Raw genomic sequence first — 304 nt, 5'->3', positions numbered from 1 at the left:
CCGCGACGCCGTCACCCGACAGGCCGTATTCGACGCCCTGCTCGACAAGGTCAAGAAGGCACACGCCGACGCCCGCCGGGAAGCCGCCGACCTGCTCGAACAGCAGTACAAGGCCGTCGGGACTACGAAGACGGACGCCACCCTGCCCGACGGCACGAAGGTCGGGGCCGTCGCGCGGCAGCCCGGCGAGCGCGCCGCGCAGGTCATCGACGAGGAAGCGTTCCGCGCATGGGTGCGGGACAACTACCCCAGCGAGCACGTCGTCGAGGTGATCCCCGCCCAGGTGGTGACCACCGTCCGGCCC

The 304-nt window shown here is 71.4% G+C and carries 1 pseudogene; it reads left to right on the top strand.

Annotated features, from left to right (window positions below):
• A pseudogene (locus IH25_RS0137035) lies at nt 1-304 on the top strand (hypothetical protein); the annotation flags it as partial.

Source organism: Streptomyces achromogenes subsp. achromogenes (assembly GCF_000720835.1).
Taxonomy (GTDB): Bacteria; Actinomycetota; Actinomycetes; order Streptomycetales; family Streptomycetaceae; genus Streptomyces; species Streptomyces achromogenes.
This window is presented reverse-complemented; position numbering and strand designations above follow the sequence as displayed.